Below are 6,373 nucleotides of genomic sequence, written 5' to 3'. Positions count from 1 at the left end.
ACTCAGAAGTGAAACGAAATAGCGCCGATGGTAGTGTGGGGCTTCCCCATGTGAGAGTAGGACATCGCCAGGCTTTATTTTTATTTTCACTTTTTCGAAAAGTGAAGACAAAAGCGGACACTTGCTTATTAAAGCGAGTGATACCACTGCGGAGTGGTAGTTCAGTTGGTTAGAATACCGGCCTGTCACGCCGGGGGTCGCGGGTTCGAGTCCCGTCCACTCCGCCACTTATTTGAGCGTCGTCTCAATAAACACGAATTACAGGGGTGTAGCTCCAATTGGCAGAGCAGCGGATTCCAAATCCGCGTGTTGGGAGTTCGAATCTCTCCACCCCTGCCATACTCTAAAGCCTCAGCAGTAATGCTGGGGCTTTTTTGCATCTGAAGAAAAGAGAAGCTGACTAGTTGGAAGAGTTGTCGATTCCTCTGATACCAAAGTATCGGGGGGATTGAAAGCTCATATCTCCGGGATATTGGTCCACTTCACCTATCCCCCATATTCATAAGCTCTGGCTTAGGTCAGGGGCTCTTTTATTTCTAACGAATATGTCTTTTATTCCTAACGTATAGTTTCAACGTCAGGTGTATGTTGATCCAACGAATATGGCATATCTTTGCTTCATATAGTTTTATTTTCTAGTAATGTAATTACTAAATGTTGAAGTATCGCTTTGCTCTTTCTGTTTTACCTTCGAATTTCATAACACTTTTTCTTCGTTATCGAGCACATCTGATTCACAATCTATTGAAAGGTCAGTGGTTACATTGGCTTGGATGATTACTGACTTGGTTCCTGTTATCATCATGCATTAATGCTAATAATTAGGAAGTAAGTTTATGCCACATTTTCGATTCCGTGCTGTAGAGCCACAAGCTGTTCAGGCATTATCAAAACCCCTTACGGATGAACTTCAGCCTCTAATGGACTGTCCGCGTGAGGATTTTACTTTTGAGTATATCTACACTACGTTTTTCAATGAGGGTGAGGTGAGTGCTGCATATCCTTTTGTCGAAGTGCTTTGGTTCGACCGTGGCCAGGAAGTGCAAGATGAAGTTGCCAAGCTTATTACGCAACAAGTGCGCGGTATCGCTGGTGCCGATATTGATGTTGCAGTTATCTTTTCCGCCTTATCTCCTAAAGCTTATTACGATAATGGCGAACACTACTAAAGGTTAAAGGCTATGAGGCTGAGTTTCATTGTAACTTTGGGTTTATGTTTCTCAGCTTCAGTATGTTCTACTCCTTGGGAGTCTGCGGTTAATCCTACCCGAAACTCTTCCTCCTCTATTGGTAGTTATGCTAACGGTTGTTTAGATGGTGCATTACCCTTGCCTCTCGATGGCGTTGGTTATCAAGTCTTACGTAGTAAAACGAAGCGCTACTATGGGCACCCTAAAACGATAGAGTTTATTGAAAATCTGGCGCTTAAAGCTCATCAAAATCTCAACACCACTCTGCTAATTGGTGATTTGTCTTTACCTAGAGGTGGAAGGTTCTCCTCTGGTCATTCTAGTCATCAAACCGGGTTAGATATCGATATCTGGTTAAGACTTGCTGACCAACCGCTTTCTTATAACGAATTACAACTTCCTAAACCCATGAGTGTGGTGGATTTAAAAGGTTATTCCATACTTAATCATCGCTGGGAAGAGCGGCACTTTAAGCTAATTCGGTACGCTTCAAAAAGTAAGGATGTTGCACGAATTTTTGTACATCCTGTTATTAAGGAGCAACTTTGTTTGCAAGAAAACGGCAAAGATCGTTCTTGGTTACGTAAAGTGCGTCCATGGTGGGGGCATCATTACCACTTTCACGTCAGGTTGTCTTGTCCTGATTCGAGCGACTATTGTGTTGATCAAGCACCACCTCCAGTAGGCGATGGCTGCGGTGTTGAGCTCGCAAGTTGGGCCCCGAAAGCAAAACCTATTGATACCCCTCCACGGGTAAAAACAACCTCTAAGCCCAAACGAAAAAAAGTCGTTCCACCTCAATGCTTGCCGCTTATCAATCCTAATTAGTGTTACTCTTCAGGTTTATCTGTACTTGGTGATCTCTTTTATGAAACTGGAGAAACATCATACTTTTGTCTACATTGAATAGTACCAATACAAAAACTAACCCAATCAGTTTTGGGGACATATTATAGAAATCTAAATTAAACAAAGAGTTGTAGTATGGGTAAGTTGTAACTTCTCTGTTTAGAAAAAGATCTTTCGTCACGATACTCTGGTTTCTTAGCAATATGTCTGTCAGTTGGCTAAAAAGCGATAACAATGCAGACAAGTGTGTAAGGCAGGGATATGCCCTTTTCCTGTTAGAAGAGTAAATCAAGGACAAAACCATGACTATGATTTGTGCAAAAGAATTTGCAGAGTGGTTAAGACACAGATTTAGCAGTGATACTAAAGGAGTCTCTTTGACTCGAGAGGATGTGAATCACCTGACTGGGCGTCAACGCCTTGATCCGGGTTTTGTTAATGATGTGCATTATGAGCTGATGCAATATGGGATGGCTTTCGTTACTGATACGAGCCGAGAAAACTTTTATTTAATACCTGTTTCTCAAGCGGAGAATTGGCGTGAGAGACTAGAGTATCATTTTGAAAAAGAGCTATTCTGCAATATTATCCCTATTGAAAAATCAGGTTGAGAAAAGGTTCAACTTTGATGTCAAAGTTGAACCTAATTGCTCTTATGCTAACCCTTGAATAATCACGAATTTTTCAAGCAACTGCTCTTCAGTTTCGACATGGTTCGGATCAGTGATTATGCATTTTGTAATTGGACACACTGACTGACAGGTCGGCTTTTCGTAATGCCCCTTACACTCTGTACATAGCGCTGGATCAATTTCGAAAATGCTCTCTCCCATACTGATTGCCCCATTGGGGCATTCGGGATCACACATGTCGCAGTTAATGCATTTATCAGTAATGAGCAAGGCCATGGTTACTTACCAGTCGGGTTACGGGTGTCCTGCCCTGAGTTTAGATTACGCATTAATAGGCCATATTCTAAATCTAGCTCTGCTGGTACTGGAATGAATACAAAGTGACCGTTTCCTTTCGCGTCTTCAATAGACTCTGATTTGCGGTTTTCCATTGCCTCTAGCGTGAAAACAATATTGCCTTTTGGCGTCATTAGTTCAAGGCTATCACCGACAAGAAACTTATTTTTTACTTCTACTTCAGCCATGTCACCACGACGTTTGCCAGTGAATTCACCAACAAACTGTTGAGCATCAGAGACTGAGTAACCGTAATCGTAGTTTTGGTAAGTATCGTGTGTATGACGGCGTAGGAAGCCTTCAGTGTAGCCACGGTGAGCTAGGCTTTCTAGTGTACCCATTAGGCTTTCATCGAATGGTCGACCTGCTACTGCATCATCAATTGCTTTACGATAAACTTGAGCGGTACGTGCGCAGTAGTAGAACGATTTAGTACGACCTTCAATTTTCAATGAGTGAACACCCATCTTAGTTAAGCGTTCAACGTGCTGAACCGCTCGTAGGTCTTTAGAGTTCATGATGTAAGTACCATGCTCATCTTCGTAAGCCGCCATTTTTTCTTCTGGACGGTGCGCTTCAGAAAGCAGAACGACTTCATCTGTTGGTTTACCGCGACCAATTGTGGTTTCAGGGCGCTCGTCTTGTACTTCGACAGGCTGTGCTTCAGTCGGGTCGAATTTCTCTACGATGTCACCAACGTCGTTTTCTTTACCCTCTTCAACTTTGTATTCCCAGCGGCATGCGTTAGTGCAAGTGCCTTGGTTAGGGTCACGTTTGTTGATATAGCCAGAAAGTAGGCAACGACCAGAGTAAGCCATGCATAATGCACCGTGAACGAATACTTCAAGCTCAGTTTCAGGGCAATGCTCACGAATTTCTTCGATTTCTTCTAGAGATAGCTCGCGAGAAACGATCACACGTTCCACGCCATTCGCTGCCCAGAACTTAACGGTCGCCCAGTTTACAGCGTTCGCTTGTACAGAAAGGTGAATTGGCATTTCTGGGAAAGCTTCACGAACCATCATAATTAGGCCTGGATCTGACATGATCAATGCGTCAGGACCCATCTCTACGATTGGCTTAAGATCACGGATGAAGGTTTTTAGCTTCGAGTTGTGTGGTTGAATGTTACATACCACATAAAGCTTTTTGCCTAGGGCGTGGGCTTCATCGATACCGATTTTTAGGTTCTCGTGGTTAAACTCGTTGTTACGTACGCGAAGGCTGTAGCGAGGTTGGCCAGCGTAAACTGCATCTGCCCCGTAGGCGAATGCGTAACGCATGTTTTTCAGGCTGCCCGCTGGAGATAGTAGCTCAGGCACGAATGCTTTCTCAGTTGTCATTGCTCAATTCTCTTTTATCTGATCACAAGTCAGGCCAATTCCACCTAATGGAAATGGGGCGCAAATTTTACGTCAAAATGTGAACTGTGACTAGGGTAATTGTGCTTCAGATAGAAAAACGCCCTCAAAAAAAGTGAGGGCGTTATGGTTAACCTTTATACAATATTATGCGTTAGGATTCGGTAAGCCGCCTAGCGCATCGTATAGGTTGGGAAGGAAAGCACTGAACTCTCCACACATTAGAGAGAAGTCTGCATCAAATCGAGCTGCTTGATCTTCACGTGGAATATCATCGTTTTGATCTTTCAATTCATCAGAGAATTTTAGACGTTTGATGCCCGCATCTTCCGTCATAATGAACTCAATACGATCTTGCCAATTAAGCGCAAGTTTCGTCACGACTTTATCCGCAGCGATGTGGTTGCGGATTTCATCAGTGGTTAGCTCTTGCTTCTTACAGCGAATCACACCACCTTCTTCAAGTACGGATTTTAGCTCAGCTTCGTCCATCATGCTGATACCTTGAGGTGTGTCACCGCTTTTCACCCACTCGGTTAGCGTAGTTTCAATCGCCACTTCTGGAATAGCAGGAACAACAGGTAAACTACCCATGGTTTTACGAAGCAATGCTAATACATCTTCTGCTTTTTTATAGCTGCTTGCATCAACAAGGATAAAACCTTCTTTTGGCATGATGAGCACGTGAGTGTGGCTGCTGCGGCTGAATGCGCGCGGCAGTAAATCCATTACGATGTCATCTTTCAGGTTGTCTTTCTCTTTCTTCTTCAGAGGACGACCTTCTTGCGCTTCCATTGCTTCTACTTTTGCATTCAATGATTCTTTGATCACAGAGGCAGGTAGCATTTTCTCTTCTTTCTTGGCGCAAATCAGAATGCGGTTTTCTGACACGTGAGTCATCATATCGCCATGTCTACCCATTGCACTGACCCAGCCAAATTTCTGTTTGTCTTGACTGCCACACGGGGTGAATCGGAATTCAGACAGCTGAGTTTCTAGTTGTTCGGCGTTAAAAGTAACCTCGCGGTTAACGCGGTATACCAGACAGTTTTTAAACCACATAAATCTTCTCTAGGCTTGATGACAAGGGACTAATCATAGGGAATTTTTGTGCTGATGTCTTAATAGAAATGAAAAATATCCGAATGAACCTCAAAAGAAAGTTATATGAAAATTTGTTTTCAAAGGTCACAAAAGTGTCATAATTGGTAGTGATAATGCTTATGCATAGAGAGGCGCTTTGTCTCTTAAATTCATTAGCTCAACGAACATAAGGTTACTCAATTATGTCTAGAAGGATTCTGGTTGTTGAAGACGAAGCTCCTATTCGCGAAATGCTGTGCTTCGTACTTGAGCAGAAAGGTTACCAAGCGGTAGAAGCGGAAGATTATGATACTGCAGTAACCAAACTGGCTGAACCCTTCCCTGATTTAGTTTTACTGGATTGGATGTTACCAGGCGGTAGTGGCATTAACTTCATCAAACATATGAAGCGAGAGGAATTAACGCGCAACATTCCAGTTGTGATGCTTACCGCTCGTGGTGAAGAAGAAGATAAAGTGCGCGGTTTAGAAGTCGGTGCGGATGACTACATTACTAAGCCATTCTCTCCTAAAGAGTTGGTTGCACGCTTAAAAGCGGTGATTCGTCGCGTTACCCCGACTGCACTAGAAGATGTAATTGATGTACAGGGATTGAAGCTTGACCCTGTATCGCACCGTGTTACGGCTAATGATGCGCCATTAGACATGGGCCCTACAGAATTTAAGATGCTTCATTTTTTCATGACGCATCAAGAACGCGTATACAGCCGTGAGCAGCTATTAAACAATGTTTGGGGCACTAACGTGTATGTCGAAGACCGTACGGTCGATGTTCACATTCGCCGCCTGCGTAAAGCATTGGAAGCTGCAGGGCATGATAAGCTGATCCAAACTGTTCGTGGTGCTGGATACCGCTTCTCGACGAAGGCATAAATTAACACGCAGCTTATCGGTACCATTTC

7 protein-coding genes and 2 tRNA genes are annotated in these 6,373 nt (G+C 43.4%); 6 read left to right on the top strand and 3 right to left on the bottom strand.

The window, feature by feature from the left end; genetic code table 11:
- The first annotated feature begins 150 nt into the window (after nucleotides 1–150).
- The 5 genes from R7093_RS16310 to R7093_RS16290 all read left to right on the top strand — a co-directional run bounded on the left by R7093_RS16310 (nucleotide 151) and on the right by R7093_RS16290 (nucleotide 2,650).
- Nucleotides 151–227 (top strand) — tRNA-Asp (locus R7093_RS16310).
- Nucleotides 228–262: 35 nt separating this feature from the next.
- A tRNA-Trp gene (locus R7093_RS16305) sits at nucleotides 263–339 on the top strand.
- A 497-nt stretch (nucleotides 340–836) separates the two neighbouring features.
- The gene (locus tag R7093_RS16300) at nucleotides 837–1,169 is read left to right on the top strand and encodes a DUF1904 domain-containing protein (RefSeq protein WP_005381768.1); all 333 of its coding nucleotides are present in this window, start codon (nucleotides 837–839) and stop codon (nucleotides 1,167–1,169) included.
- Between the two features lie 12 nt (nucleotides 1,170–1,181).
- A complete protein-coding gene (gene mepA / locus R7093_RS16295; protein WP_017633932.1) occupies nucleotides 1,182–2,018 on the top strand; it encodes a penicillin-insensitive murein endopeptidase in 837 nt (278 codons plus the stop codon).
- 323 nt (nucleotides 2,019–2,341) lie between these two features.
- Entirely contained in the window at nucleotides 2,342–2,650 is a 309-nt protein-coding gene (locus R7093_RS16290) for a hypothetical protein (RefSeq protein ID WP_005381765.1), read from the top strand.
- Nucleotides 2,651–2,692: 42 nt separating this feature from the next.
- Here R7093_RS16290 and R7093_RS16285 read toward each other — a convergent pair whose 3' ends face one another.
- The 3 genes from R7093_RS16285 to rdgC all read right to left on the bottom strand — a co-directional run bounded on the left by R7093_RS16285 (nucleotide 2,693) and on the right by rdgC (nucleotide 5,430).
- Nucleotides 2,693–2,947, bottom strand: a complete 255-nt coding sequence (locus tag R7093_RS16285; protein WP_005381763.1) for a YfhL family 4Fe-4S dicluster ferredoxin — start codon at nucleotides 2,945–2,947, stop codon at nucleotides 2,693–2,695.
- Nucleotides 2,948–2,949: 2 nt separating this feature from the next.
- Entirely contained in the window at nucleotides 2,950–4,350 is a 1,401-nt protein-coding gene (gene yegQ / locus R7093_RS16280; RefSeq protein ID WP_047102166.1) for a tRNA 5-hydroxyuridine modification protein YegQ, read from the bottom strand.
- A 165-nt stretch (nucleotides 4,351–4,515) separates the two neighbouring features.
- The gene (gene rdgC / locus R7093_RS16275; protein WP_005381753.1) at nucleotides 4,516–5,430 is read right to left on the bottom strand and encodes a recombination-associated protein RdgC; all 915 of its coding nucleotides are present in this window, start codon (nucleotides 5,428–5,430) and stop codon (nucleotides 4,516–4,518) included.
- 224 nt (nucleotides 5,431–5,654) lie between these two features.
- Between rdgC and phoB the strand changes: the two genes are divergently transcribed.
- Nucleotides 5,655–6,344 carry a phosphate regulon transcriptional regulator PhoB gene (phoB, locus tag R7093_RS16270; protein ID WP_005381752.1) on the top strand — a complete coding sequence of 230 codons (690 nt, stop codon included), beginning with the start codon at nucleotides 5,655–5,657 and terminating at the stop codon, nucleotides 6,342–6,344.
- The last annotated feature ends 29 nt before the right edge of the window (nucleotides 6,345–6,373 follow it).

Source organism: Vibrio sp. 1580 (assembly GCF_033340055.1).
The sequence above is the reverse complement of the archived record's forward strand: the minus strand, read 5'-3'. Positions and strand labels throughout refer to the sequence as shown.

Excerpts from the sequence above, each read along its gene's own strand:
- mepA (WP_017633932.1), top strand. The coding sequence starts at position 1,182 with ATGAGGCTGAGTTTCATTGTAACTTTGGGTTTATGTTTCTCAGCTTCA.
- R7093_RS16290 (WP_005381765.1), top strand. The coding sequence starts at position 2,342 with ATGACTATGATTTGTGCAAAAGAATTTGCAGAGTGGTTAAGACACAGA.
- rdgC (WP_005381753.1), bottom strand. The coding sequence starts at position 5,430 with ATGTGGTTTAAAAACTGTCTGGTATACCGCGTTAACCGCGAGGTTACT.
- R7093_RS16285 (WP_005381763.1), bottom strand. The coding sequence starts at position 2,947 with ATGGCCTTGCTCATTACTGATAAATGCATTAACTGCGACATGTGTGAT.
- R7093_RS16300 (WP_005381768.1), top strand. The coding sequence starts at position 837 with ATGCCACATTTTCGATTCCGTGCTGTAGAGCCACAAGCTGTTCAGGCA.
- yegQ (WP_047102166.1), bottom strand. The coding sequence starts at position 4,350 with ATGACAACTGAGAAAGCATTCGTGCCTGAGCTACTATCTCCAGCGGGC.
- phoB (WP_005381752.1), top strand. The coding sequence starts at position 5,655 with ATGTCTAGAAGGATTCTGGTTGTTGAAGACGAAGCTCCTATTCGCGAA.